The 26678-nt window shown below is 66.5% G+C and carries 22 protein-coding genes; 16 read left to right on the top strand and 6 right to left on the bottom strand.

All coding sequences use genetic code 11. The features are described from left to right. Positions 1-3 precede the first annotated feature (3 nt). The 9 genes from IY716_RS07720 (at position 4) to cydC (ending at position 12665) form a co-directional block, all read left to right on the top strand. Positions 4-1413 (top strand): sensor histidine kinase, encoded by a 1410-nt coding sequence (locus tag IY716_RS07720; RefSeq protein WP_218220972.1) that lies wholly within the window; start codon positions 4-6, stop codon positions 1411-1413. After that, positions 1410-2099 carry a response regulator transcription factor gene (locus IY716_RS07715; protein WP_218220971.1) on the top strand — a complete coding sequence of 230 codons (690 nt, stop codon included), beginning with the start codon at positions 1410-1412 and terminating at the stop codon, positions 2097-2099. Before IY716_RS07720 ends, IY716_RS07715 begins: the two co-directional genes overlap by 4 nt. 129 nt (positions 2100-2228) lie before the next feature. Then, complete coding sequence (locus IY716_RS07710; protein ID WP_218220970.1) at positions 2229-2885, top strand: cyclodeaminase/cyclohydrolase family protein; 657 nt, start codon at positions 2229-2231, stop codon at positions 2883-2885. A gap of 120 nt (positions 2886-3005) precedes the next feature. Next, entirely contained in the window at positions 3006-3755 is a 750-nt protein-coding gene (locus IY716_RS07705) for an ABC transporter ATP-binding protein (RefSeq protein ID WP_218220969.1), read from the top strand. Beyond that, positions 3752-6385, top strand: coding sequence for an FtsX-like permease family protein (locus IY716_RS07700; protein ID WP_218220968.1), 2634 nt, complete (start codon positions 3752-3754; stop codon positions 6383-6385). Before IY716_RS07705 ends, IY716_RS07700 begins: the two co-directional genes overlap by 4 nt. A gap of 251 nt (positions 6386-6636) precedes the next feature. Then, positions 6637-8055 carry a cytochrome ubiquinol oxidase subunit I gene (locus IY716_RS07695; RefSeq protein WP_218220967.1) on the top strand — a complete coding sequence of 473 codons (1419 nt, stop codon included), beginning with the start codon at positions 6637-6639 and terminating at the stop codon, positions 8053-8055. A gap of 54 nt (positions 8056-8109) precedes the next feature. Then, the gene (gene cydB / locus IY716_RS07690; protein ID WP_218220966.1) at positions 8110-9126 is read left to right on the top strand and encodes a cytochrome d ubiquinol oxidase subunit II; all 1017 of its coding nucleotides are present in this window, start codon (positions 8110-8112) and stop codon (positions 9124-9126) included. A gap of 15 nt (positions 9127-9141) precedes the next feature. Then, the gene (gene cydD, locus IY716_RS07685; protein ID WP_218220965.1) at positions 9142-10863 is read left to right on the top strand and encodes a thiol reductant ABC exporter subunit CydD; all 1722 of its coding nucleotides are present in this window, start codon (positions 9142-9144) and stop codon (positions 10861-10863) included. Then, positions 10860-12665, top strand: coding sequence for a thiol reductant ABC exporter subunit CydC (cydC, locus tag IY716_RS07680; protein WP_218220964.1), 1806 nt, complete (start codon positions 10860-10862; stop codon positions 12663-12665). The genes cydD and cydC overlap by 4 nt, the downstream gene beginning before the upstream one ends. 287 nt (positions 12666-12952) lie before the next feature. Here the strand turns inward: cydC and IY716_RS07675 are convergent, their stop codons facing one another. The 4 genes from IY716_RS07675 to ectA all read right to left on the bottom strand — a co-directional run bounded on the left by IY716_RS07675 (position 12953) and on the right by ectA (position 16731). Continuing rightward, complete coding sequence (locus tag IY716_RS07675) at positions 12953-14101, bottom strand: ABC transporter ATP-binding protein (RefSeq protein WP_218220963.1); 1149 nt, start codon at positions 14099-14101, stop codon at positions 12953-12955. 268 nt (positions 14102-14369) lie between these two features. Then, a complete protein-coding gene (locus IY716_RS07670) occupies positions 14370-14768 on the bottom strand; it encodes an ectoine synthase (RefSeq protein ID WP_218220962.1) in 399 nt (132 codons plus the stop codon). A gap of 58 nt (positions 14769-14826) precedes the next feature. Then, positions 14827-16113: a diaminobutyrate--2-oxoglutarate transaminase gene (ectB, locus tag IY716_RS07665; protein ID WP_218220961.1), complete on the bottom strand. Its 1287-nt coding sequence runs from the start codon at positions 16111-16113 to the stop codon at positions 14827-14829. A gap of 60 nt (positions 16114-16173) precedes the next feature. Then, the gene (gene ectA / locus IY716_RS07660; RefSeq protein WP_218220960.1) at positions 16174-16731 is read right to left on the bottom strand and encodes a diaminobutyrate acetyltransferase; all 558 of its coding nucleotides are present in this window, start codon (positions 16729-16731) and stop codon (positions 16174-16176) included. 285 nt (positions 16732-17016) lie between these two features. Here ectA and IY716_RS07655 point away from each other — a divergent pair, with 285 nt between their 5' ends. Both IY716_RS07655 and IY716_RS07650 read left to right on the top strand, forming a co-directional pair. Continuing rightward, the gene (locus tag IY716_RS07655; protein ID WP_218220959.1) at positions 17017-18393 is read left to right on the top strand and encodes a uracil-xanthine permease family protein; all 1377 of its coding nucleotides are present in this window, start codon (positions 17017-17019) and stop codon (positions 18391-18393) included. Positions 18394-18506: 113 nt separating this feature from the next. Beyond that, the gene (locus tag IY716_RS07650) at positions 18507-18701 is read left to right on the top strand and encodes a CsbD family protein (RefSeq protein ID WP_218220958.1); all 195 of its coding nucleotides are present in this window, start codon (positions 18507-18509) and stop codon (positions 18699-18701) included. Between the two features lie 151 nt (positions 18702-18852). On the opposite strand, the gene IY716_RS07645 is transcribed toward IY716_RS07650, so the two are convergent. Then, entirely contained in the window at positions 18853-20322 is a 1470-nt protein-coding gene (locus IY716_RS07645; RefSeq protein WP_218220957.1) for an amidase, read from the bottom strand. 86 nt (positions 20323-20408) lie between these two features. On the opposite strand from IY716_RS07645, the gene IY716_RS07640 reads away from it, so the two are divergent. The 3 genes from IY716_RS07640 to IY716_RS07630 all read left to right on the top strand — a co-directional run bounded on the left by IY716_RS07640 (position 20409) and on the right by IY716_RS07630 (position 23413). Then, entirely contained in the window at positions 20409-20738 is a 330-nt protein-coding gene (locus IY716_RS07640; protein WP_218220956.1) for a rhodanese-like domain-containing protein, read from the top strand. Next, the gene (gene pheA, locus IY716_RS07635) at positions 20735-21685 is read left to right on the top strand and encodes a prephenate dehydratase (protein WP_218220955.1); all 951 of its coding nucleotides are present in this window, start codon (positions 20735-20737) and stop codon (positions 21683-21685) included. Before IY716_RS07640 ends, pheA begins: the two co-directional genes overlap by 4 nt. Before the next feature lie 270 nt (positions 21686-21955). Continuing rightward, complete coding sequence (locus tag IY716_RS07630; RefSeq protein ID WP_218220954.1) at positions 21956-23413, top strand: endo-1,4-beta-xylanase; 1458 nt, start codon at positions 21956-21958, stop codon at positions 23411-23413. Here IY716_RS07630 and IY716_RS07625 read toward each other — a convergent pair whose 3' ends face one another. Next, entirely contained in the window at positions 23414-24628 is a 1215-nt protein-coding gene (locus tag IY716_RS07625) for a diacylglycerol kinase family protein (protein WP_218220953.1), read from the bottom strand. Between the two features lie 53 nt (positions 24629-24681). On the opposite strand from IY716_RS07625, the gene serS reads away from it, so the two are divergent. Then, positions 24682-25971, top strand: coding sequence for a serine--tRNA ligase (serS, locus tag IY716_RS07620; RefSeq protein WP_218220952.1), 1290 nt, complete (start codon positions 24682-24684; stop codon positions 25969-25971). Between the two features lie 112 nt (positions 25972-26083). Next, positions 26084-26587, top strand: a complete 504-nt coding sequence (locus IY716_RS07615; RefSeq protein WP_218220951.1) for a Dps family protein — start codon at positions 26084-26086, stop codon at positions 26585-26587. Positions 26588-26678 lie beyond the last annotated feature (91 nt).

The raw sequence follows: 26678 nt of genomic DNA, 5'->3' as shown, positions 1-26678 counted from the left end.
GCGATGACTCTGCTCACGGATATCCACGAGGCTGAGAGTTGCAATCGCCAACGGCTGATCGACACGTTGGTCAAGGTCCTTCCGTTGCTGGCGCTGGTGCTCTTCTTCCAGGTCAGTGGGGGAGGGTCCACGACGGGCATCGGGCTGACCATCCCGTGGTCGGCGAGCGTCCTCCTCGAGCTCCTCACCGTGTTGCCGCTGGCCTTCTCGCGGACCAATCCGGGGCCTGCCGCCGGCGCGATGGCAGCCCTGTGCGTCGCACAGTTGATCACGGGCACCGCACCAGGCGCCTCTGGCTTCGCCGTGCCGCTGATGGTCTACGCCTGCGCGAAGTACGGCACGCCGCGCGTCTCGCGGTCATACCTGGTGGTGGCGCTGCTGGGTGCTCTTGCGCTTGGCGTGTATTACGTGCTGATCGACCTCTCCTTCGCGGGCCAGTATCCGGACACTGGCATCGTTGAGACCACCTTCTTGGGTGTGCCTCTTCGCACCTGGGGCAGTGCCGCGTTCACCGGAGGTTTCGCCGCCGCCGTCGTCCTGGTCTTGTGGCTTGCCGGGCATCTGGCGGGGCGCCGTCGTCGTGAGCTCAGTGCGGTCTTCGAGCGCAATCAGATGCTCATGCGGGAGCGTGACCAGGAGGCCCGGCTTGCCGCCGATGCCGAACGCATGCGCATCGCCCGCGAGATGCACGACGTGGTCTCCCACTCCATGTCAGTCATGATCGCCCAGGCCGACGGCGGTCGCTACGTCTTGCAGCAGAGCCCGGACCGCGCCGCGCAGGCCTTTGAGACCATCGGGGAGACCGGTCGCGAGGCGCTCACCGAGATGCGCCGGATGCTCGGGGTGCTGCGCGAGGGCGACGGTGAGTTGCAGAAGCGACCGGCGCCGGGCGTGCAGGACCTGCACCAGCTCATCGAGGATGTGAGCGCCTCGGGGCTCGAGGTGCGGCTGAACATGCTCAGCGATTCCATTCCGCGGCTGCCCGAAGGTGTGGGACTCGCCGCCTATCGGATCGTCCAAGAGGCGCTGACCAACACGCTCAAGCATGCCGGCCCGGGGGCGCGCGCCGAGGTCTGGGTCGCCGTGGCCAGTGAACCGGACCCGGCCCTGATGCTGGAGGTCCGCGACGCCGGCCGCGGGGCGGCCGCACAGAGCGACGGCGGCGGCTCCGGCCTGCTGGGGATGGTGGAGCGCGCCCGGCTCTATGGCGGGACCCTGCAGACCCGCGCCCATGAATCAGGATTCGATGTGCTGGCCCGGTTCCCGCTGGACGCGGCGCGCACCTTCGCGAGCAGGCCGGACGTGAGACTTGAGAACGCGCCAGAGACCCCAGCCGCACCTGCTTCCGAGCCCCCGGCGACCCGAGCCGCCCCCGTCGAACACCCCAAAACCCACCAGGAGGACGCCGGATGAGCACCGAGCAGACCCCGCTGCGCATCCTGCTCGCCGACGACCAGGCCCTGCTTCGGGCGGGCTTCGCCATGGTCATCGATTCCCAGCCGGACCTCCGCGTGGTCGAGCAGGCGGGCAACGGCCAGGATGCTCTCACCGCCGCCAGGGTGCACCGCCCCGATGTCGTGCTCATGGACATCCGGATGCCGGTCATGGACGGGCTCGAGGCCACCCGTCTGATCACCGAGGATCCGGCGCTCAGCGGCACCCGGGTGATCGTGCTGACTACCTTCGACACCGATGAGTACGCGCTCCAGGCGCTGCGCGCCGGGGCCGCCGGCTTCCTGCTCAAGGACGTGAAGCCCGAGACCCTGCTCGACTCCATCCGCACGGTGACCACCGGCGGTGCGGTCATCGCGCCCTCCACCACCCGGCGGCTGCTCGACGCCACACTGGGCAGCGGCGCCCAGGCGCGGCGACGTTCCCCGGACGCCCACCAGCAGGAGAAGCTTGATCGACTCACCAACCGGGAGCAGGAGATCCTGCTCGAGCTCGCCACCGGAGACTCCAACGGCGAGATCGCGGCGCGACTCTTCCTCTCCGAGGCCACCATCAAGACCCACGTGGGACAGGTGCTGGCGAAGCTCGAGGTGCGTGATCGCGTGCAGGCCGTGATCTTCGCCTATGAGACCGGGCTCGTCTACTGAGATACGCAGCTACTGAGGGACAGGGCTTCTGAGGGACAGGGCTTTGAGAGACGGATTGCCTGCGAGCTGAAGAACCCGGGGACTGCCGCGGCGGTGTGCATCTGCGCCGGAGCAGGGCAGACTTGGTCCATGGCTGACGCAGCAGAGATCACGACCCAAGACTCCACGCTTGAGAAGTGGACGCGCGCACTCGCAGAACCCGTCGGTTCGCCCGGGGGCGGCGCCGGCGCCGGGGTGATGTTCGCGATCGCCGCGTCGCTGACCTCCATGGTCGGCGGGTACACCGAGCCGACCGAAGAACAGCGGGACGTGCTCGACGCTGTCATCGCCCGGGCGCAGAAGCGCCGACAGGTGGCCTTGCAGCTCGCCGATGAGGACGCCGAGGCTTCGAAGGCGTTCGGCGCGGCATTCGCCATGGAGCGAGGTGCGGAGCGCAGGAGGGCGATCCGTGACGCCTCGCTCGGCGCCGCCCGCTCTTCGGTGATCCTCGGCGAGCACGCCGCCGAGGCGATCGATGACCTCTGTTGGCTGGCCGAGCACGGGAACTCGGCCCTGATCGCCGACGTCGTCGTCGCCTTCGGTGCGCTCCGCGCGGCTGTGACCGGTGCCCGCACCAACGCGAGTTTCGACCTCGCGGCACTGAAGTCCTCCGGCTCCACGCTCGAACAGGTTCAGAACCGGCACCCGAAGCTCTGGGCCAGCGTCGAAGCGCTGGATTCCGCCATCGTACGCATCGACGCAGCCACGGCCGCGGTGGACGATCGAGCCGCGCCCACCGACGCGTAAGGGTTGAGGCCGGACGGACTGAGGCCCGGCGCGATAGGCCCACCTCATCCTGCAGGATGAGGTGCAGACCGGCCTGTAGTCCGATGTGGAAGACCCTGGTTGGTTCGTAGGGTGAACAGCATGACGACTGCACTGATCCCCGCGCTGCGCGCCAGGGACCTGAACAAGACCTACGGCTCCGGAGACGCGGCCGTGCACCCGCTGCGCTCACTGAACATCGACTTCCCAGCCGCGCGCTTCACCGCGGTGATGGGGCCCTCGGGCTCCGGAAAGTCCACCCTGCTGCATGTGCTGGCGGGACTGGACACCGCCGACGACGGTGAGGTCATCCTCTCCTCCTCTCGCGGCGAGACCACGCTGAGCGGACTCAATGAGAAGCAGCTCACCCGCGTCCGCCGCGAGTCCATCGGGTTCATCTTCCAGGCCTACAATCTGGTCCCGGCGATGACCGCCGAGGAGAACATCCTGCTGCCCACGAATCTGGGCGGCAACGCCGTGGACAAGGCGTTCTATGCACAGGTCATCGAGCGGCTGGGACTGGAGGATCGCTTGGGGCACCGCCCCTTTGAACTCTCCGGCGGACAGCAGCAGCGCGTCGCCGTGGCCCGCGCTCTGGTCTCGAAGCCCGCAGTGATCTTCGCCGATGAGCCCACCGGAAACCTGGACCAGGCCACCGGCGCGGAGGTGCTGGGACTGCTGCGCACCGCCGTCGACGAGTTCAGCCAGACCGTCATCATGGTGACCCACGATGCCAATGCCGCCGCCCAGGCGGACCGCACGGTGCTGCTCGCCGACGGCCGCGTCGCAGGCACCCTGGAGAACCCCACGGCCGCACAGCTTGCCGCGGCACTCGTCGAGGCCGGCTCATGAGGCGCAACCCCGTGCTGCAGGTCAATCTGCGCTCAGCCGGGAAGAAGCTGTTCGCCGCAGGGGCCGCCGTCGCCATCTCGGTGGCGTTCATCGTGGCCGGGATGCTCATGGTGGACTCCTTCAACCGCGGCCTGACCCAGCAGATCGAGGCTGAGGCCGCCGGCAGCGACCTGATCATCGACACCGCCATGGCATTGACCTGGGATGAGGACACCGAAGACTATGTGCGCGACGACGTGCCGCTGGCCGAGGAGATCGACGACCTCGACGGCGTGGACGTCGCCGACGCCATCAGCGGTGCCTACCTCAGCAAGGTGGAAGAGAACGGCTCCTCCACCATCGGACTTCCGGTGAGCGAGCAGTCCGAGACGCGGGAGGGCGAGATCAGCGCGGGACGCGAGGCCCGGGCTGAGGATGAGGTCGTGATCAGCTCTGCAGCGGCCGAGGGTCAGGGAATCGAACTCGACACCACGCTGACTGCGCAGGAGTTCGTCTACGAGGAGGGCGCCGCAGAGGATGCGGAGCCCACCGTGATAGAAGAGGACTACACCGTGGTGGGCGTGATGGACACCCAGGGCGCGCCGCGCGGATTCCTCACCCCTGAGGGGATGGAACGCGTCCCCGCCGGCGGGAGCCCGGTCGAGATCCGCGTGAAGCTGAGTCCCAACGGTGACGCGACCGAGGTGCAGGAGCAGATCCGCGGGCTCATCAGCGACGCGGCCGCAGGTCTGGAGTCCACCCGGGCGGCGGACCTCGCATCCCTCGAGGTGAGGACCACCGAGGAGATCGTCGAGACTCGCATGGCGGAGCAGACGGGCAGCGGCGATGCCCTCGCCTATTTCGCCATCGGCTTCGGCGGCATCTCGGTGTTCGTCTCCGCCCTGGTCATCTCCAACACCTTCCAGGTGCTGGTGGCCTCGCGTCAGCGCACGCTGGCGCTGCTGCGGGCGGTCGGAGCCACCTCGGCGCAGCTCAAACGCGCCACGCTGACGGAGGGCGCCGTGCTCGGACTTCTCGGCGGCGCTGCCGGCGTGATGCTCGGCACCGCAGCGGCGCTGGGCTTCTCCGCCATCGCCCGGGCGACGTTCGCGCCCGAGCTTCCCCTGGCGGGACCCACGTTGCTGGCCACGGCGGTGGGGCTCGGCCTGGGACTGATCGTCACCGTGTTCTCCGCCCTGCTTCCGGCGCTGAAGGCCGGCCGGGTCTCTCCGATGGCAGCGCTGCGCCCAGTGGGGCTGAGTCCCGCCGCACCGCGGATCTCGATCCTGCGGGTGAGCATCGGACTGATCCTGACCCTGGGAGGCTTCGGTGCGGTCCTGACCGCCGCTCTGCTGGCCGATCCCGACGGCCCGCTCCCAGCACCTGCTCCGCTGATCGGCGTCGCCGGTGCCGTGCTGGGCTTCTCTGGGGTGCTCGTGCTGGCTCGGCTGGTGGTGCCCGAGCTGGTGGCCCAGGGTGGCCGCCTGCTTGGGCGGTTCCCGGGGCTGCGCGTCAATGCGCGTCTGGCCGGTCAGAATGCTCGGCAGGTGCCAGGACGCACGACGGCGACCGCCTCAGCACTGTTGGTGGGCGTCACCCTGGTGGGGACCATGATGGTGGGGGCCTCCACAGCACAGACCGTGCTCTATGACGAGCTCGCCGAACGGTACCCGGTGGAGGCCTCGGTGGCCGCCGTGGGTGAGGATCTGGAATCGGATCTCGCCGAGAGTGATCTCGTCGAATCTTTCAGCAGCGCCCAGGGTGCCGCTGCCACGGTGGAGGGCGAGCTGGGAAGCACCGAGGGTCGAGTGGTCCTGGTGGACGAGGAGACCTTCGCCGGGGTGGCTCGTGTTGAGGGCCTCGCTCCGGCAGCTGGCCAGGCGCTCGTCGCCGGGCAGCTCAACGGCGAGGTGTACTCCGGGAGTGGTGCTGAGCTGGAACTCACGCCCTATGGCACGGCGTCCTCCGGCGCCGAGGAGCAGGCGATCACCGTCGAGGCCTCCATCGCGTCCTGGCTGCCCGGGGGGACGGTGCTGATCACTGCGGAGTCTCTGCCTGACGAGGCGCTGGCCGAGGAAGGGTCCCCGTGGACCGTCAGCGATGCGCAGGGCCTCACGCTCATCCGTGTCGCTGAGGGTGTCAGCCCGGATGAGTCCTACGGTCTGGCGTCGCTGCTGGACGATCACTCGGAGGAGTTCAACGACACGGGCGCGGTGATGCGAGCCAGCTACTCGCAGAGCATCGATATGGTGCTGCTGATCGTCCTCGTGCTGCTCGGCGCCTCGGTGCTGGTGGCGGTCATCGGTGTCAGCAACACGCTCTCGCTCTCGGTCCTGGAGCGGCGCCGCGAGGCGGCCCTGCTCCGAGCCGTCGGCATGAATCGGCGTTCAGTGGGGCAGATGATCACGATCGAGGCTCTGCTGCTTGCCGGGGTGGCGCTGTTGATCGGCACCGCCCTGGGGGCCTTCCTCGGCTGGGCCGGCGTGGCGTCCATGGTGGCGCGCGAGGACTGGAGTGTGGTCCTGGAGATGCCGTGGCTGCGGATCGCAGGGCTGTGGGCGGTGACCCTGCTGGCCGCCGGTCTTGCGGCGATGCTCCCCGCTCGGGCATTGTCCAAGGTGGAGCCGGCGGCAGGCCTCAGCGAGGACTGAGCCCGCTGTGGCAAGGCCGGCGCGGGGCTGCCCGCGGCTCCCGCGCCGGCGCATTGAGTGCTTGGCCACACTTTTCTACGTCGTGTAGAAGAACTCTTCTACACGACGTAGAATTCAGGCACAGCGGACGTCGCACCTAGCGCGACAGCCTCCGTGGACGACCAGCTCACCTGAGGAAATCTGGACCTCCCTCGGACGCAGGTCTGGCGCCCATCAGCGGATGCCCGCCCGTGCTGTTGAGGTGAGTGTGCATGGAAGAGTTCTTCGACCCGCTGGCCCTGGCCCGGTGGCAGTTCGGCCTGACCACGCTCTATCACTTCATCTTCGTCCCGCTCACCATCGGCATGGCGCTGATGGCGGCGATCATGCAGACCGCGTGGTACCGCACTCATGACGTGAAATACCTCCGGCTCACCCGGCTCTTCGGCAAGATCTTCCTGATCAACTTCGCCATGGGAGTGGTCACCGGGATCGTCCAGGAGTTCCAGTTCGGCATGAACTGGTCGGAGTACTCCCGCTTCGTGGGAGACGTCTTCGGGGCGCCGCTGGCGATCGAGGGGCTTGCAGCCTTCTTCCTCGAGGCGACCTTCATCGGCCTGTGGATCTTCGGCTGGGACAAGCTTCCCCGGCTCGCGCACCTGATGAGCATCTGGATGGTGTTCTTCGCCAGCGCCATGTCGGCGTATTTCATCCTCGCCGCCAATGCGTTCATGCAGAACCCCGTCGGGTACACCATGAACACCGAGCGTGGCCGGGCGGAGCTGACCAGCCTGTGGGAGGTGCTGAGCAACCCCGTGGTGCTCGCGGCCTTCCCGCACACCATCCTGGCCGCGATCATGTTCGCCGCCACGGTGATGATCGCCGTCGCCGCCTGGCACCTGCGCCGGAACCAGCATCTCGAGACCATGCGCACTGCGCTGAAGGCCGGACTCTGGACCAACGTGCTGGCCTTCATGGGCGTCGGGCTCTCTGGAGACCAGCTCTCCCTGGCGATGGTGGACGCCCAGCCGATGAAGATGGCCGCCGCAGAAGGCCTCTATGAGACGACCAACGCGGCCAGCTTCTCGATCTTCACGCTGGGCACCCCCGACGGTGCCAGCGAACTCTTCTCGATCCGGATCCCACACCTGCTCTCGCTGCTGTCCACGCACACCATGAACGGTGAGGTGGAGGGCATCAACGACCTGCAGGCACAGTACGTCACGCAGTTCGGGCCGGGGGACTATTCACCCATCATCTGGATCACCTACTGGGCCTTCCGGTGGATGATCGGCCTGGGAGTCTTCTCCGCGCTGGTGTCCCTGGTGATGCTGTGGATGACCCGCGCCAAGGCTCCGCAGCGCTCGGCGCTGGTCCAGGACCGGCTCTGGCGGGTGCTCATCTGGACGGCTCCGCTGCCCATGATGGCTTCGCTGGTGGGCTGGGTCTTCACCGAGATGGGTCGGCAGCCATGGATCGTCTTCGGCCTGATGAAGACCGAGGCCGCGGTCTCCCCGAACGTCGCAGGCTGGCAGGTGGCGCTGTCCCTGGCAGCCTTCACCGCGATCTACGGGACTCTCGCGGTGGTCGAGTTCAAGCTCATCCGCAAGGCGGCCCAGGAGGGTCCCCCCGAGATCTCGCAGGGAGAGGACGACCATGCCGAGCCCGACTCACTTGCCATCGTCTACTGAGTCTCGCGTGCCAAGCCACACACCGCGCCACGCGTTCAGAAGGGACATCCACTGATGGATATCGAACAGATCTGGTTCGCGCTGGTGGCCTTCTTCTTCATAGGCTACTTCGTGCTCGACGGGTTCGACTTCGGCGTGGGCATGGCGCTGCCGCTGCTCGGCCGCGATGACACCGACCGCCGCGTCATGATCAACACCATCGGCCCCGTCTGGGATCTCAACGAGACCTGGGTCATCGTCGCCGGCGCTGTGCTCTTCGCCGCTTTCCCCGAGTGGTACGCCAGCCTCTTCTCAGGCTTCTACCTTCCGCTGCTGCTGATCCTGCTCGCGCTGATCCTGCGCGGCGTGAGCTTCGAATACCGGCACCAGCGCAGAGAGCCCCAGTGGGCCGCCCGGTTCGACCTGATGATCATCATCGGCTCCTTCCTGCCGGCCTTCCTCTGGGGGGTGGCCTTCGCAAACATCGTGCGCGGAGTCCCCATGGACGCTGATCACCAGGTGTCCATCTCGCTGTTCGGCCTGCTCAACCCCTATGGCCTGCTCGGCGGGCTCACCCTGGTGCTGCTCTGCCTGGTGCATGGGATGATCTTCATCGCGCTGAAGACCGAGGGCGAGATCCGCGCCCGGGCACGTGCCATGATCCTGCGTTTCATGCTGCCCACCATTGCGGTCGCCGCGACCTTCCTCTTCTGGACGGTGCTGATGCACATCCAGGTGCCGCATCTGATCTGGATCATCGCGCTCGCCGGGCTCGCCGCAGGCTCACTCATCGCGGCCGGGCTGTTCAGCCTGCGCGGCCGCGAGGGATTCGCCTTCACAGCCATGGCACTGACGATCGCGGCCGCCGTGGCGACACTGTTCGTCTCGCTCTTCCCCAATGTCATGCCCTCGACGACGACGCCGGCCGGGACGCTGACCATCGTCAACGCGAGCTCCTCGGAGTACACGCTCGGGGTCATGCTCTGGGTTGCGCTGATCACGACCCCGCTGGTCATCGGGTACCAGGCCTGGACCTACTGGGTCTTCCGTCGCAGGCTCAGCCGTGACCATATCCCTGCGGCAGCGCACTGAGCCCGGACGGTCACTATGAAACCTCTTGATCCGCGCCTGCTCCGCTATGCCGCCGCGTCACGGAGCTTCCTCATTCTGGCGGCGCTGCTCGGGCTGGGGCAGGTGACACTGGTGATCCTCTTCAGCTGGCTGCTGGCTTCGATCCTTGCTCGCGCTGCAGCCTGGGTGGGGATCCTCGGGGAGGTGCCTGGCACCGGCAGCGGGGCTCTGCTTGCCGAACTGGCACCGGCGCTGCTGGGTCTGGGCGGTGTGGTCCTCGGGCGTGCGGCGCTGGCCTGGGCGGTGGAGTTCGCGGCAGCTCGGGCAGCGGTGAAGGCCAAGAGCCAGCTGCGCCGGCGCGCCACCCGGGCGCTCGCGGATTCCGTGGCTGCAGGTGAGGCCTCCCCGCGCTCCCGCGACAGCGCCCATGTTGTCACGGTGCTGGGCTCCGGGCTCGACGCGCTGGATTCTTATTTCTCCCGCTACCTTCCGCAGCTGGTGCTCACCATTCTGGCCATCCCGCTTCACCTCGGTGTGCTGGCCTCCCAGGACCTGACCACTGCGGTGATCGTCGCGCTGACCCTGCCGCTGATTCCGGTGTTCATGGCGCTCATCGGCCTCTCCACCCAGGCAGCCCAGCAGCAGCAGTGGAGGCGTCTTGACCGGCTCTCCCGCACCTACCTGGACATCGTGGAGGGGCTGTCCACCCTGAAGGTCTTCAACCGAGCGCATCGCCAACGTGGGAATCTGCGCGAGATCTCCGACCAGCACCGCCGCAGCACGATGAAGGTCCTGCGGATCAGCTTCCTCTCCGGGTTCGTGCTCGAACTCGCGGCGAGCCTGTCGGTGGCCCTGGTGGCCGTCTCCGTGGGCATCCGACTGATCGACGGGCAGATGGACCTCGCCGTGGGTCTCTTCGTGCTGCTCATCGTCCCGGAGGCCTACGCCCCGCTGCGCCAGGTCGGAGCCAACTACCACGCGGCCGCCGAGGGTGTGGCCGCCGCCGAGGACGTCTTCGAGATCCTCGACGACGCCGCTGCTCACCAGGGTCCACCCGCCGGGGAGAGCCCCACGCCGGTGGCCGCTCTGCGCGGAGTCCCCATGGATCTGGTCATCAGCGGGCTTCAGGTGCGTCGCGGAGAGACCGACGTGCTCCAGGGCGTGGACCTGCGGGCACGCGCCGGGGAGCTCACGGTGATCACCGGTCCCAGCGGGATCGGGAAGACCTCCCTGTTCGAGGCGATCATGGGGTTTCTTCCCAGCCGCGGCGAGATCCTTCTCCAGCCGCATGGCAGCCTCGGTGCGACCTCGCGGCTCGCGGGTCCGCAGCGACGCGAGCTCATCGCCTGGAGCGGTCAGCGACATGGCCTGCGCAGCGGGACGGTGGAGGAGAACATCGCGATGGACCAGCCCAGAAACCCGGATCTCACCCGAGAGGTGCTCGACGACATCGGACTCCACGTCCAGCTCGACCACCGGCTCGGAGTGCGTGGGGCGGGGCTCTCCGGAGGCCAGGCGCACCGAGCAGCGATCGCACGGGCATTGTTCCGGGTTCGCAGCCTGGACTGTCCCATTCTGCTGCTGGACGAGCCCAGCGCCGCCCTGGACGCCCGAACCGAGGAGCAGCTGATCCACACTCTGCGCGGCGAGGCCGCCGCCGGCCGCACGGTCCTGGTCATCAGCCACCACCAGACCATGCGTGAGGCGGCAGACCACCTGGTGGAGCTGAGTCCGGCGTATGTGGGGGCCCCGAGATGACCGCCGGAACGGCAGAGCAGAACCCACAGCGACAGGCGCGAAGCCTGCTGGCGGCCTCACGACCCTCCTGGCGAGCCATGGCCCCGGGGCTGATCTTCGGGATCCTCTCCGGACTCAGCGCAGTGCTGCTGCTGGGCAGCTCCGCATACCTGATCACCCGAGCCGCCGAACAGCCACCGATCCTCTACCTGGGGCTGCTCGTGGTCGCGGTGCGCACCTTCGCCCTCTCCCGCGGCTTCTTCCGCTACCTCGAACGGCTGAGCACCCACGACGCCGCCTTCCGGGCCCTGGGCGAGGTCCGGGGGGACGCGTTCTCGCGGCTTGAGCCGCTCGCCCCGGTGAAGCTGGGCCCACGACGACGCGGAGATCTGCTCACCCGGGTGATCCGCGATGTGGACGGACTGGTGGATCTGCCCACCCGAGTGATCCAGCCGCTGACCTCGTCCCTGACCGTGGTCGGGCTGACGCTTCTCGCCGTGCTCTGGTTCTCGCCGCTCTTCGCCCTGGCGCTCGCGGGACTGCTGCTGCTCACCCTCGTGCTGGGAACCCTGGTGACCGAGACGCTGACCGTGGGCGCCGAGCGGCGCACTGCACAGCTGCGCGGAGACCTTGCCGATGAGGTCGTGGATCTCGTCAGTGAGCTCGACGTGCTGATCGCCTACGACGCCGTGGACGCTCAGCTGCAGAAGGTCGCGGAGCTCGACGCCAGGCTGCGCCGGGAGGCGCTGATCGGTGCGCGCGGGGCCGGCCTCCTCGCAGCGGTCTTCTCAGCCGGGACGGGTGCGGCGGTGCTGGCAGCGCTGCTGATCACCGGCCCCACCCTGCAGGCCGCGGTGCCCCTGGGCCCTGACGTCGCGCTGGGCTTCGGCGAGGTGGACCCGGCTGTGCTGGTGACGCTGGCGCTGATTCCGCTCGCGGTCTTCGAACTGGCGGCAGCGGTGCCGCTGGCGTGGAGTGCACGACGGCGCGTGCTCACCCACGCGCGCAGAATCGCGGAGATCGCGCCAGAGCCGGCGCCGCCGGGCCCGGCTCAGGATCAGCCGCTGACCCTGCAGCCGCAGCTGCCGGCGGACGAGCAGCGACCGCATGCCCAGATGGCGCCCACCTCCGGCTCGGAGGTTCTTGCAGACTTCTCTGCCGACGCCGTGCCGACACTGGAGCTGCGCGATGTCACCGTGCGGTGGCCCGAGAGCGATGCCCCGGTGGGGGCGCCCCTCTCGGCGCGGCTGCTTCCTGGGGAGAACCTGCTCATCACCGGACCCAGCGGTGTGGGCAAGACCGCGCTGGCACTCGGGCTCACCGGATTCCTGGCCCTCGAGGGTCGGTACCGGGTGGCAGGTGAGGATGTGACGGGCTGGAGTCCCGAGCAGCTGCGCCGGGAGGTCTGTCTGATCGAGCAGCAGGCGCACATCTTTGACTCCAGTTTGCGCGCGAATCTGGCGCTCGCCCATCCCGGTGGTCCGGAGGCGGCGCAGGATGCGGAGCTCGAGCAGGTGCTGCGCGCCGTCGGACTCTGGGACTGGGCGCAGACTCGTCACGGTCTGCAGACTCCCGTGGGCATGTTCGGGGACTTGATCTCGGGAGGTCAGGCGCAGCGCATCGCTGTCGCCCGCGGTCTGCTCTCTGGGGCGCGGATCCTGATCTTGGACGAGCCGACTGCTCATGTGGATCCGGAGACCGCCGCGCAGATGCTCGAAGAGCTGCTGGGCGCCACCGGTCCCCGGCGCAGCGTGGTGCTGTTCTCGCACACTCCGGTGCCGGACCGGCTGATCAATGCATCGCTGCAGCTTCACCGGGCATGACAGCAGTGGGCATAGCAGGAGGGCGTGACCCGAATGTTCGGATCACGCCCTCCTGTTGCTGCTGGTCTCTGTGGATCAGGTCACCAGGATGACGATGATCACGATGAGCAGGATTGTAGTCAAGCTGATTGGCAGTACTGACTTATGCATAATGGCCCGTTCCTTTCTGTCGTCGACGTCGATGTCGCTGAAGTGACGAACCCGTCAGTCGATGACAGGTTCCCGTGAGCGATGTTCTTCACTCTACGGGGGTTTTGCTGAGCACCGGCTGGACGGCAGCCCTGTGATCAGTCCTCGGAGTCGGCCAGGGCTTCCACATCGGAGAGCGAGGCATGCGGGGTGTGCTCCGGAACGTCACCGTTGAGGCGCAGTCCGTTCTCGATGTCGAACAGATGCACATGATTCGGATTCGGCTTGATGAAGACCCGCTCGCCGCGCATGGGGGGACGGCGCCCGTCCACGCGCACGATGAAGGGCTGGAAGGTCTTGATGCCGTCCGGAGTGCCGAAGATGTAGGCGTCTGCGCCGAGTTCCTCGACCAGGTCAACGGTCATCGGAAGCCCGGTGCCGTCCTCGGTCAGCTCCATGTCCTCGGGACGAACCCCCAGGACGACCTCGTCGCGGCTGCTCTTGGCCAGGTGTCCGCCGGCGACGGGGACGATGTCGTTGCCGAGCACCAGGCCCTCGCCCTGAATCTTGGCGTGGAAGAGATTCATCGCGGGGGAGCCGATGAAGCCGGCCACGAAGACGTTGGCGGGCGTGTCGTAGAGATTGCGGGGAGAGTCGACCTGCTGAAGGACGCCGTCCTTGAGCACGCAGACGCGGTCGCCCATGGTCATGGCCTCGACCTGGTCGTGGGTGACGTAGACGGTGGTGGTCTGCAGCTCGCGGGTCAGTGCCGCGATCTGCGTGCGAGTCTGCACACGCAGCTTGGCATCGAGGTTCGAGAGCGGCTCATCCATGAGGAAGACCTTGGGAGAGCGCACGATCGCGCGGCCCATGGCGACACGCTGACGCTGACCTCCGGAGAGTGCCTTCGGCTTGCGCTCGAGGTAGGGCACGAGGTCCAGGATCTCGGCTGCCTTCTTGACGCGCTCGGCACGCTCCTCCTTGGAGACGCCGGCGATCTTCAGGGCGAAGCCCATGTTCTCGGCCACGGACATGTGTGGGTACAGCGCGTAGTTCTGGAAGACCATGGCGATGTCTCGGTCCTTGGGGGAGACGTGGGAGACGTCCTCGCCGCCGATCAGGATGCGACCCTCATTGACCTCTTCCAGGCCGGCGAGCATGCGCAGCGCGGTGGACTTGCCACAGCCGGAGGGTCCCACGAGGACGAGGAACTCGCCGTCGGCGACCTCGAGGTGGAGCTGGTTGATAGCAGGCCGCGCGCCCGGGGTGTAGATGCGGCTGGCGGAGTCATACGTCACTGAAGCCATGGTGATATGTCCCTTTCACGGGCAGGTACGTGCCCGACGATCCGTTGTGAAGGTGATTGTGTGACAGTTCCCCACGTGCTGTGGGTCACATGTCAGCTGAATCACATCACAACAGGCCGGAGAAGTCCAAACCAGGCGCGGCCGCAAGCTGCCAGCAGAGACGACGACGGCGCCCGCCCACCTGCTCCACGGTGTCTTCCGGGGAGAAGGTGAGGGGCGCCGTCGGACGTTGCGGCTCAGCGCAGCGAAGGCTCAGCCGTTCAGCAGATCAGGCGGTCTCGTCCTCGATGATCAGGGGGTAGACGCCGTTCTCGTCGTGGACCTCACGGCCGGTGACCGGGGGGTTGAAGACGCAGACCACGCGGATCTCTTCTTCAACCTCGACGCGGTGCTTCTCCTGGCCGTCGAGCATGTAGAGGAAGCCGTCGGTGATGGCGTACTCCTCCCCGGTCTCGAGGTCGGTCAGGGTTCCCTTGCCGCCCACGCAGTAGACGGCCTCCACATGGTTGGCATACCAGAACTCATTGGTGGTGCCGGTGTAGAGGGTGGTCTCATGCAAAGAGAAGCCCACCTTCTCCTTGGCCAGAACCATGCGGCGCGAGCGCCAGTTCTCCTGCTGGATGTCGCGGTCCGTGCCGTTGAGGGTGTCGATGTTCATCGTGTACACGCAGATCTCCGATCAGTGGCTGTCAATAATGAGGGGCTCAGTAGCTCCGAGAGCAGGTTCAGCGGGGTGCGCGCAGCCGGGAGGGCTCACCGAGGTTGCCGGTGGCCGCCAGCAGGGACTCCTCGACGATCGCGAGGCCCTTCTGCAGGTCCTCGGACTCGATGTTCAGTGCCGGCATGAGCTTGAGGACCTCATCCTGCGGACCGGAGGTCTCCACCAGCAGGTTGCGCTTATAGGCCTCTGCCGCGGTCTTGCCAGCGGTGTCCGGGTTGGGGAAGTGGATACCGGTGAGGAAGCCGCGTCCGCGGATCGAGGCGCCGGGGACGTGCTCGGCGATCTTCTCCAGGCCGTCATGGAGCTCGGTGATGCGCTCGGCGAGCTGGTTCTCGAAGCTGTCATCGGCCCAGAAGAGCTCCAGCGCGCGCGCTGCGGTGACGAAGGCGAGGTTGTTCCCACGGAAGGTGCCGTTGTGCTCGCCGCCCTCCCAGACGTCCAGTTCGGGCTTGAAGAGGGTCAGCGCCATAGCGAGGCCATAGCCGGAGATCGACTTGGAGACGCAGACGATGTCCGGGTAGAGACCGGCCTCCTCGAAGGAGAAGAACTTGCCGGTGCGTCCGCAGCCTGCCTGGACGTCGTCGACGATCAGCAGGATCTTGTGTCGACGCAGCAGGGACGCCAGGGACTTCAGCCAGTCCATGCGTGCTGCGTTGAGTCCACCCTCGCCCTGGACCGTCTCCACGATCACCGCTGCGGGCTTGTCCACGCCGGAGCCGGAGTCCTCAAGGATCTTCTCCAGCCACAGGAAGTCAGGCATATCGCCGTCGAAATAGTCGTCATAAGGGATCTTCGAGGAGTTCGTCAGCGGAATGCCGGCACCGCGACGCTTCATCGAGTTGCCCGTGACCGAGAGTGCGCCCAGCGTCATGCCGTGGAAGGCGTTCGTGAAGGACAGGATGTGCTGCCGGCCGGTGACCTTGCGGGCCAGCTTCAGGGCAGCCTCCACAGTGTTGGTGCCTGTAGGGCCGGGGAACATGACCTTGTAGTCCAGCTTGCGGGGTTCCAGAATGACGCGCTCAAAGGTTTCCAGGAAGTGGCGTTTGGCCGGGGTCTTCATGTCCATCGAGTGGGTGACACCGTCATTGGCCACGTAGTCCACGATCAGATCGCGAAGTTCGGGGTGGTTGTGGCCGTAGTTCAGCGCGCCGGCTCCGGAGAAGAAATCCAGGTAGCGGGTGCCGTCCTCGGTCCACTGGTAGGGGCCCGATGCCTTGGCGAAGGTCGCGGGCCAGTTCTTGCAGTAGCTGCGGACCTGGGATTCGCGAGTTTCGAAGATATCTGTAGGCATGGTGCTTATCGATTCCTTAGGTTTCGGGGAAGTCGTGCTGGAAGTTCGTGGAGGTGATGCTCAGTCGGTGCGGGAGCCGAGCGGAGCCACCGTGTAGAGGTCCTCGGGGGCGTGCTCCTCCCCGGATTCCTGAGCTGAGGGGAAGTGCTTCTCGGTGAAGAACGTGGTGGTGGTGATCTCGGCACCCTGATCGCGGGCGAGGCCGGTGAACAGCGCGATCGATGCAGCATTGTCCGACGTGATCGTGGTCTCCAGGCGCTGGGGTGCGACCGATTCCACCAGTGTGGTGAGCATCCGCGACGCGAGGCGGCGTCCCCGGAAGCGTGAGTCCACCGCCACCTGCCAGATGAACAGCGTCTCTGGGGCATCGGGTCGGCGGTACCCGGAGATGAATCCCGCGGGCTCTCCGTCGACCTCTGCGATCACCGACGTCTCGGCGAAGTCCCGGGTCCACAGGATGTAGGCGTAGGGGGTGTTCACGTCCAGGACGCCCGTGCCGGCGGCGAGTCGCCAGAGCGAGGTGCCGTCCTCCACAGTGGGCGTGCGGATCTCAACTCGCTCCGAGGTCGAAGAGGACTCGGTGGAGTTCTGGGCAGGGGTGTCTGCGGTGTGAGGCATCGGTCTCCACAGTAGTGAGCTGGTTCGGAGATTCAACCGCGGATCGGGTGAATACCCGGTGAAACAGGGGTTCATGACACGTTCAGGAGTTTAGGCCCAGCGATATCCGCGGCGCCAGAGCCCAGGCATGCCGGGGGAATGCGCGGATCACGTGGATCAACTCCGGCAATTGCATCGAATGTAATCATCATGTGATGGGGTTCAAGATATTGGAAAAGCTGAATGAGGATCCGCCGGCTAGCCGGGACCAGGCAGCCGAGGCCAGGTGCCGCTAATGTGTGTGGGATGAGCACGCAGAAGAAGAACCGGTTTCCCGGATTCGGATGGACGTTGCATGGTGACGGCCGTACCGTCAGGCCAGGGGCGGTGGTGGCTCCTGGAGAGCGTCTCGGTTGGTTCCAGACCACCGGGGTGGGAATGCAGCACGTGGTGGCAATGTTCGGTGCCACGTTCCTGGTCCCGCTGATCACCGGCTTTCCACCGTCGACCACGCTGCTGTTCTCTGGCATCGGCACGGTGCTGTTCCTGATCATCACCGCCGGCCGCATCCCCAGCTACCTGGGGTCCTCTTTCGCCTTCCTCGCCCCAGTGGGTGCGGCGACGGCGCAGTACGGCATGTCCGGTGCGCTGGGCGGGATCTTCCTGGCGGGGCTGGGACTGGTGGTGGTCGGCGTCGTCGTTCACTTCGCCGGCAGCCACTGGATCCAGCGCATCATGCCGCCCGTGGTCACCGGGGCGATCGTCGCGCTGATCGGGCTGAACCTTGCGCCTGCTGCGTGGAACAACGTCAATGAGGCGCCGATCACCGCGACCGTGACCATCGCGTCGATCCTGCTGGCCAGCGTGTTGTTCAAAGGCCTGCTCGGCCGTCTGTCGATCCTGGTGGGAGTGGTCGTCGGCTACGTGGTGGCCGTGCTGCGCGGAGAGGTGGACTTCTCCACCATCGGCGCCGCAGGCTGGTTCGGCCTGCCCCAGTTCACGGCACCCAGCTTCCACATCGGCGTTCTGGGCCTGTTCATTCCAGTGGTGCTGGTGCTCGTGGCCGAGAACGTCGGCCACGTGAAGTCCGTGGCGCTGATGACCAAGCAGGACCTGGACCCACTGACCGGGCGAGCGCTGATAGCCGACGGCGCGGCGACCATGCTGGCGGGCACCGGCGGCGGTTCGGGCACGACGACCTATGCCGAGAACATCGGGGTCATGGCCTCATCCCGGGTGTACTCCACCGCTGCGTACTGGGTGGCGGGTCTCTTCGCCATACTGCTGGCACTGCTGCCGAAGTTCGGAGCCTTGATCGCCACGGTCCCCGTAGGGGTGCTCGGCGGTGCCGGCACGGTGCTCTACGGGATGATCGGCGTGCTGGGCGTGCGTATCTGGGTGCAGAACCGCGTGGACTTCGCCAATCCGATCAACCTGGCGGTCGCGGGGGTGCCGCTGGTGATCGCCATCGCCAACTTCACCATGGTCTACGGGGAGATCGTCTTCGAAGGCATCGCCCTGGGCAGCTTCGCCGCGCTTGCGATCCACCACGTGCTCAGCGCGATCGCCCGGATCCGAGGCACCGATGTCGGTTTCGGGACCGATGACGACGCCGCTCTGGCCACCCCGGTCAACGAGAGAGACCTCTCGCGCGATGAGGAGGATGAGCCGCGCAGGACTTGAACCACCGGGGGAGTTCGCTGTGAGTTCCCTGGGAAACGATTGTTCTGAGTGACAGTCCACGGCGTGATCTGTAGCGTGACAAGGGACTTGTCCGCCGACGAAAGGGGTCACCTATGGGACTCGATGACAAGACTGACAACAAGACCGAACAGGCAACCGGCTCCGCCAAGGAAGGCTTCGGCAAGCTGACCGGCGACAAAGAGACCGAGGCTGAAGGCAGCAGCCAGAAAACCCAGGCCAAGGCCGCAGACGCAGCGCAGGACGCGAAGGACAGCGTCAAGGGCTTCGTTAAGGGCCTGAAGAAGTAATCTGGCTCAAACCTTCACGCCCGCCCACCGGGTGAGACAGTCCGCCGGATGGGCGGTTGTGCACCACTCAGCGTCGGGTCCGAGTTCATCGGGCCCGGCGCTGCTGTGTCTGCACAGGGTGCCCGCATGTTGTGCCGATCGCCATGAGGTCTCAGCCCTGTGCCATGGTGGCGGCGAGTGCCAGCAGCGCCTCCTCCGAGCCGCGGCGACCGATCAGTTGGACAGACCAGCTCAGCCCCTCGGCGTCGGTGTGGGTGGGGACGTTGATCGCGGGCAGTCCCATCACATTGATCACCGAGCTGTACGGGGTGAAGCGGCACTGCTCTCGGTAGTTCTCCTCGGGCGTCAGCGAGGTGAACCATCCGATTCTCGGCGGAGCGAAGGCGAGCATCGGTGTGACCAAGATGTCCCATGGCCCCATGAAAGCCTCCGCATCGGTGGAGAAGGATTCCAGTGCGGCGATGGCCTCCTGCGTCTGAGCCTGGGGTCGCTGGGCCGCCAGGTCGATGAAGTACCGGGTCAGTGGGGCCAGCTTCGCCCGCTCTTCAGCGGAGAAGTCGAGCTGACCCAGTCGAGAGGTCCAGAGTGCCTGGAAGTTCTGGTGGTACTCATCCGGCCAGAACGAGTCCACTCCGGTGCAGTGGCTGCTGCCCTGGATGATGTGCCCGAGCCGTTCCAGGGCACTCAGGCCATCTTCCAGTGCCGTCACGGCCGACTCGGCGAGCACGATGTCCAGATCCGGGGAGAAAGGGGACTCCGTGGTCACGCCGATGCGCAGCGGGGGGAGGCCGTCCCGCAGGGCCTGACGGACTGTTCGCATGGCGGGGCCCTCCGCCAGCCCCGAGGTGCTCTCGGAGAAGCGATGCCCGGCCATCACGTCGAAGAGCAGCGCAGCGTCTTCGGCAGTGGTGGCGAGAGGACCCGAGACTGCGAGGTTGCGCACGCTCGCGTCCTGCTGGTCGTCTGGCAGGCGCGCCCGGCCGGGTTTCAGGCCGATGAGTCCGCAGGCTGCGGCGGGGATTCGGACGGAGCCTCCGCCGTCGTTTCCCGGTGCCAGCGGAAGCATGCCGGCCGCCACGGCGGCGGCCCCGCCTCCGGTGGAGCCCCCCGCAGTCCGGTCGGGGTCCAGGGGATTGCGTGCCGGTGAGGCGAGCTCATTCTCCGAGTAGCAGGGGAGTCCGAACTCGGGGACCTGTGTCTTGCCCAGACTGATCGCGCCGGAGGCGTGTACGCGCCGGGCGAGCGGGTCGTCGCGACCCGGAATGACGGCAGGCATCGCCGCAGTGCCCATCGTGGTGGGCATCCCCGCGACCTGGACGAGATCCTTGAACGCGGTGGGCAGTCCCAAAAGGGGTGTTCGGGCGGAAAGCTCCGCCATGGCCGCCCTGCGGGAGTCTGGGCTGCGTGAGTCCAGCACGGCACGGCGCACCTGGTCGACCTCTTCCGCCCGGCGCAGTGCATACTCCGCATCGAGGTGGATGAACGCGCCCAGCTCAACCTGAACCGCGGCTGCGGTCAGCGCGGCCGTCGCCAGCTCCACCGCAGAGACCTCGCCGTGGAAGAAGTCGCTGCGCAGCTGGACGGCGGTGGACGGTGAGTCTGGATCGGTGGTCTGCTCCATGGGCTCACTCTATGCGTGGCGCTGCGCGCACGCGCTAGTGTTGAGGGCGCACCAGGCCTGTTCGCCCTGCCCTGAAGGAGGCTGAAATGTCGGACTTCGAGACTGTTCGTGCCGCAGATGTTCCCGCCGACGCCGCGCTGCTCGATGTCCGCGAGGACTACGAGTTCGCCGAGGGCCACGCTCCGCGGGCCCTGCACATTCCTGTGGGCGAGGTGCCTGCCCGGTTTGAGGAGGAGCTGGATCCAGATGAGGACTATTACGTGATCTGTCGGACCGGCGGGCGTTCGGTGCAGATCGCCACCTGGCTGACCGGCAAGGGGTATTCGGCGATCTTCGTCGCGGACGGTATGGACGGCTGGCTCGTGGCCGGGCGACCTCTGGAGTCGTCCACCGGTGAGGAGCCCAAGGTTCGATGAGCACGCGCCGCCATGATCAGGCTGAGTCTCTGCGCTATTCCTTCCTGGGGCCTGCAGGCACCTTCACCGAAGCGGCGTTGCTGCAGATTCCTAGCGTGGAGCAGGCAGAGCGTGTGCCGGCGGGCTCGGTTCTGACGGCCTTGAACATGGTCGAGGCCGGGGAGGTCGACGCCGCCATGGTGCCGATCGAGAATTCGGTGGAGGGCGGAGTCACCGCGACACTGGATGCGATCTCTGTGGCGCATCGACTGCACATCGTCCGTGAGGCGCTTGTGCCGATCAGCTTCGTGCTGGCCTCGGCCGCCCCGCTCAAGATTGAGCAGATTCGCACGATCTCCACACACACACACGGCTGGGCGCAGGTCCGGCGCTGGGCTGAGTCCACGATTCCGGCAGCGGAGTTCGTTCCTGCCTCCTCCACCGCAGCCGCCGCCCGTGGGCTGCTTGAGGAGACGCCGAGCGCCGATGCTGCTGTGTGCTCTCCGCTGGTGGCGGCCCAGCTGGGACTCCACGTGGTGGCCAGCGGCATCGAGGATGTGGCCGGGGCTGTGACGAGGTTCGTGCTCGTGGCGCGGCCCGGGGAGATTCCTTCGATCACCGGGGCGGACAAGACGACGATCATGATCCCGCTTCCGCAGGACCGGGCTGGTGCGCTGATGGAGCTGCTCGAGCACTTCGCCACACGCGGGGTCAATCTCTGCCGGATCGAGTCACGGCCGACGGGCAACGGGCTGGGGGAGTACTACTTCTCGATCGACCTCGAAGGCCATATCGCCGAGGCGCGGGTGGCCGATGCGCTCGCTGGCATTCATCGCATCGCACCGGGGATCCGTTTCCTGGGGTCGTATCCGCGCGCCGATGAGAAGCCTCAGCAGACCACCGCAGAGGTCTCCGACGAAGCGTTCACCGCCGCTGCCGCCTGGATCAGCTCACTGAGACGCGCGTAAGAGAGCCCGGCGCAGGCCCCGCTCTCGGCGCCGATGCAAGCCCGACACCGATGGGTACTTCAGTCCCTAAATTGCTGTGACCCTTGACACTTCAAGGGGCATTTTTTAGTCTCCTCGTAATACAAAGTAGTGATTCACATCACATCATGCGGCGTTCGACGCGGTGCATGCCGTTCTTCGTTCGACGCGCGATGGTCGACCTGCTTGGCCTGATCTGTATTGCGGCTTTGCCGCCGTCTAGGTATGTCAATGACGACAACGAGGAGATTCATGTTCAACCGATCGAATCGAGGGGCGCTCGCCGCTGCGGTGGTATGTGTCGGCGCGCTCACATTTGGGACCCCCGCCGCGGCCGGAGCGGCCACGACTTCAGTGCCGAGCGCGCAGAATGCCGCCCTGACGGTCGAGGCTGGAGCAGGCGCCAAGGGCGCTGACAAGCCGGAGCACAAGTCAAAGGGTCGCCCAGATCACGCTGGCCAGTCCGGCAGGCCGGACCATGCGGGCAAACCCGGACCTCCGGACCACGCCAAGGGCAAGGACAAAGGAAAGGGCAACGGGAAGGGCCCTGGAAATGGCGGCGGCGGGGGAGATGCGGCGCAGTGTCAGTTCACCCCCGAGGGAGGGGCCGCCGAAGGCGCCTGGGACCGGGACTCCCTGGCCGGCGTCGCCCCCGATGATCTCCGGATCGGCAACATCGCCGCAGGCGGAGGACATCACTCGGATGCTGAGTACCCGGATCCCTTTCCCTCGGACCCGGAGTACCGGGAGCACCTGGCTTCGGAATACTCCTCAGTAACCCACGAGAACTTTCTGAAGTGGGAGTTCGTCCATCCAGAACCTGGGGTCTATGACTTTGAGCAGGCCGATGCGGTCGTGGCGTACGCCGAGGAGAACGGCATGGATATCCGCGGCCACGCTCTGTTCTGGCACTCTCAGAACCCCGACTGGCTTGAGGACGGCGATTATTCCCAGGACGAGCTGCGCGAGATCTTGGAAGAGCATGTGCGCACCGTGGTTTCCCGGTATGCAGGTTGCATAGATCAGTGGGACGTGGCGAACGAGATCTTCCAGGATGACGCAGAGGCGAGCATTCGAGACAGTGACAACATCTGGATTCGTGAGCTCGGCCCCGGGATCCTTGACGATGTCTTCACCTGGGCCCACGAAGAGGACCCTGAGGCGCTGCTCTTTTACAACGACTACAACGTGGACGGACTCAATGCGAAGGCGGACGCCTACTACAGCTTGATCACCGATCAGCTGGAGCGGGGGATTCCGGTCCATGGATTCGGGTCACAGACCCATCTATCGATGCAGTACGGGTTCGACAACAGCTACCAAGAGAACCTTCAGCGGTTTGATGACCTGGGCCTGTACACGGCGGTGACCGAGATCGACGTCCGTGGAGAGGTGGATGAGAACGACCAGATGTCCGCCGAGGACCGTGCCGGCGCGGCGGAACGCTACGAGACGGTGCTCGAGGCGTGTCTCGCGGTGAGTGGCTGCAACTCCTTCACCATCTGGGGAACCCTCGACGCACAGAGCTGGGTGCCGAATACGTTCCCCGGTGAGGGCGATGCCACGCTCCACGAGGGGGACTACGAGCGAAAGCCCGCCTATTGCATCCTCCAGCGCACACTGGTGGAGCATGAGGAAGGGGACGCTGCCTGGGATGCGGACCCCGCGTTTGAAGAATGCCGCAGCATCCTTCAGGAGGCCGGCCTCTGATCAGGCGTCGTGAGGAGCTTTGGTGACCCTCGCCTCGGTCAGGCCGGGGTCACCATCGCTCTGGTTCACCGTGCTGGAGTTGCTGCCGGGGCCGTCCTCGGTGTCAGTGTTCTCCTCAAGCTCCTGGACTCCCCGGACGGTGACTCCATTGACCTTCAGCGCGTGCGCGTTGACGGTCCCGGAGACGCTGATCACCTCACCTACCGCGTCGCCGTCGATCTGGAAGGGCATCGGCTCTGCCATCGTGATCCGGGCCTGCTTGGCCTGACGCACGGTCATCACGGGGATGTCGGCCGCGAAGCGCGTGACGGTCTTGGCCAGAATCCGCGCCCAGTCCAGTGCGTGGCGCGGAGTGAACAGCACCGCGTCCATGTGCCCGTCGTCGAACTCGGCGGAGGGCACCAGCAGCATTCCGGCCTGGAGTGAGCCGCAGTTCGCCAGCAGGACCGAGCGGACCTTGTGGGTCTGCGCCTCGCCGCCGTCGAGCTGCACGGTGACACTGGAGCGCGCGCCCATGATGTGGCGCAGTCCGGCCTCGCCATAGGCCAACCAGCCAGCGCGCTGCTTGAGCGCCTCACGGGTGTCGCCCATCACCTCGGCGTCCAGACCGCCGCCCGCGATGACCAGGGAGATCTCTTCTTCGGTGCGACCGCCCACACGCTCGAGCACCAGGTCCAACGTGTCCACGCGGTGACTGCGGCCATGGATGGCCTCGTCCACGCAGGCATGCAGGTCCTGATAGGGCAGGCCGATGTTGCGGGCGAAGAGGTTTCCGGTGCCCAGCGGCACGATCCCCAGCGCGGTCTCGGTTCCGGCAAGCTCCGCGGCCACAGCGCGGACGGTGCCGTCTCCACCAGCGGCGACGACGACGACGGCGCCCGCCTCCAACGCTCGGCGGGTCATCTCATGGCCGGGATCCTCGGCGCTCGAGGCCATCACGAGCGGACTCGGCATGCCGGCTCGGGAACAGGCGGAATGGATCTGCCGCACGACGTCGTCGGAGGAGTCCTTGGTCGTGTTGACCACCACCGCCACCAGGCGCCCCGGAGCGTGCTCGCTCGGGGAGTACTGGGTGTTGCTGCGCTCGCGTTCGAGCGCGGCGTTGCTGCGGCGAAGCTTGTGGCGCGAGACGCTCAGCCAGATCACCGCAATGAGCAGCAGTGCTGCCGCGGCGAGGGCGAACCAGAAAAGTGTGCTGGGGGCGTCGTTAGTCATCAAGGGCAGTGTACTGGCGGAGTCTGGCGGCGGTGTGGCGATAGGCTGGTGTCGTGATCGACATCAAGGACCTCATCGAGAATCCCGAGACCTACCGGGCCAGCCAGCGCGCACGCCAGGCGGACGAAGCCGCAGTGGATGCGCTGATCTCCGCCCAGGAGTCCCGCAACGCCGCCATCACCCGCTTCGAGACTCTGCGAGCGGAGCAGAAGTCCTTCGGCAAGAAGGTCGCCCAGGCCAGCGGGGAGCAGAAGCAACAGCTGCTCGCGGAGGTCAAGGAGCTCTCGCATCAGGTGAAGGCCGCCGAGGCCGCATCCGGTGAGGCCGAGGACCAGCTGCGCCGACTTCAGGGCGCCTTCCCGAACCTGATCCACGAAGGCGTCCCCGCCGGCGGTGAGGACGACTTCGTCGTTCTGCGCGAGGAAGGGGCGGCCCGTGACTTCGCGGCCGAGGGGTTCACCCCCAAGGACCACCTGGAACTGGCCGAGCGTCTGGCCGCCGTGGACATGGAGCGCGGGGCCAAGGTCTCCGGCGCGCGGTTCTACTTCCTCAAGGGGATCGGCGCCCGACTGGAGCTGGCCATGATGCAGATGGGCCTGGACCAGGCGGTGGAGGCCGGTTTCACTCCCATGATCACTCCCACCTTGGTGCGCCCCGAGACCATGGCGGGCACCGGATTCGATGTGGAGCACGACGACGAGATCTACCGTCTCGAGCGCGACGACCTCTATCTGGTCGGCACCTCGGAGGTGGCGATCGCCGGATACCACTCGGACGAGATCCTCGACCTGGACAAGGGTCCGGAGCGGATCGCCGGATGGTCCACCTGCTATCGGCGTGAGGCCGGGTCGCATGGCCGGGACACGCGCGGGATCCTGCGCGTGCATCAGTTCAACAAGCTCGAGATGTTCATCTACTGCTCGGCCGAAGACTCCGCCGCAGAGCACGCGAAGCTCCTGGCCTGGGAGGAGACGATGCTCCAGAAGATGGAGCTGCCTTACCGGGTGGTGGACATCGCCGCCGGTGATCTTGGTCTCTCCGCGGCCCGCAAGTTTGACTGCGAAGCGTGGGTTCCCTCCCAGTCCACCTACCGCGAGCTCACGTCCACCTCCGACTGCACCACTTTCCAGGCACGGCGGCTCAACATCCGGGAACGCACGCTGAAGGAGGACGGCTCCAAGGGCCCCACGCGCCCTGTGGCCACGCTGAACGGGACGTTGGCGACCACGCGCTGGCTGGTCGCGATCCTGGAGAATCACCAGCAGGCGGACGGCACCGTGCGCGTGCCCGAGGCGCTGCGTCCCTACCTCGGCGGCATGGAAGTGATGACCCCGCCGGCCTGAACTGGCAACTGAGGATAGGCTCAACTGCCTAGCGGTCCCTTTTATGAATCACTAGTATCAACAGTGTCCGCGCCGAAAAGCGCTAATGCATCAACAGCACAAGGAGTGTGACATGACTGAGAAGTACTCCGACTACACCGCGCCAGGTCTGGCGCAGGAGAACGGCCACGAGATTGCCGGTCTGCTGCAGAGCCGCCTGTACGCCCTGAATGATCTTCATCTGGTCCTCAAGCACGTTCACTGGAACGTGGTGGGCCCGAACTTCATCGCCATCCACGAGATGCTCGACCCGCAGACCGAGGTCGTGCGCGGATTCGCCGATGAGGTCGCTGAGCGCATCGCCACTCTGGGGGGATCCCCGTCCGGACTGAGCGGAGAGCTGGTCTCTAAGCGCCACTGGGAGGACTACCCGCTGTTCAAGGCTGACGGGACCACTCACCTGGCCGAGCTTGAAAAGGTCTACGACGGCGTCATCGGCGACCACCGCGATGTGCTGAACAAGGTCGGCGAGCTCGATCCGATCACCGAGGACCTGCTCATCGGACAGGCCAAGGCGCTCGAGCTCTTCCAGTGGTTCATCCGCTCGCACCTGGACAAGGCTGGAGCCACCTCCTGACCCGCTGAGGCTTGGTTCTTCACAAGGCCCGACGACGGCGCGTGAGTTGCGCGCCGACGTCGGGCCTTGCTGTGTCCGGGGTGCTCCATCA

It is taken from the genome of Nesterenkonia sp. Act20 (genome assembly GCF_019173455.1).
In the GTDB taxonomy this organism is placed as follows: domain Bacteria; phylum Actinomycetota; class Actinomycetes; order Actinomycetales; family Micrococcaceae; genus Nesterenkonia.
Note: the sequence above shows the minus strand (reverse complement) of the source record. Positions and strands in the feature narration are given on the sequence as shown.